The sequence below is a fragment of the Bacteroidota bacterium genome (assembly GCA_039821555.1).
GTDB lineage: Bacteria > Bacteroidota > Rhodothermia > Rhodothermales > Rubricoccaceae > JBCBEX01.
On record JBCBNX010000059.1, the window covers coordinates 1 to 800 of the forward strand.

General features: G+C 53.5%; 1 rRNA gene. It reads right to left on the minus strand.

The annotated features are described in order from the left end of the window. Window positions 1-800: ribosomal RNA gene (locus AAFU51_18835) — 23S ribosomal RNA — on the minus strand; the annotation flags it as partial.

Genomic DNA, 800 nt, shown 5'->3' on the forward strand with positions numbered 1-800 from the left:
CGCTTTCTTTAAATGATGGCTGCTTCTAAGCCAACATCCTGGTTGTTTTGGTCGTCTCACCTGCTTTCCCACTTAGCCATGAATTAGGGGCCTTAGCTGGAGGTCAGGGCTGTTTCCCTTTCCACGACGGACCTTAGCACCCGCCGTGTGTCTGCCATCTAGTACTCCCCGGTATTCGGAGTTTGGTTAGGATCAGTAAGCCTGTGGGGCCCCATTACCCATCCAGTGCTCTACCCCCGGGGGTATTCGGATGACGCTCTACCTAAATAGATTTCGCGGAGAACCAGCTATCTCCGAGTTTGATTGGCCTTTCACCCCTAGGCACAGCTCATCCCGATCCTTTTCAACGGATGTGGGTTCGGTCCTCCAGTGCGTGTTACCGCACCTTCAACCTGGCCATGCCTAGATCACTCGGTTTCGGGTCTGATCCCACATACTCTGTCGCCCTATTCAGACTCGCTTTCGCTGCGCCTACACCTATCGGCTTAAGCTTGCATGTGAGACCAAGTCGTTGACCCATTATACAAAAGGTACGCCGTCACTTACGCTCCGGCTGTTTGTAGGCGTCCGGTTTCAGGATCTGTTTCACTCCCCTCGTCGGGGTGCTTTTCACCTTTCCCTCACGGTACTGGTTCGCTATCGGTCAGTTAGGAGTACTTAGCCTTGGAGGGTGGTCCCCCCATCTTCGAACAGGATTTCACGTGTCCCGCCCTACTTAATACGTCTATCGAGCTTCGCGTACGGGGCTGTCACCCACTATGGCTGTGCTTCCCAACACATTCTATTCACACTTATGGCTC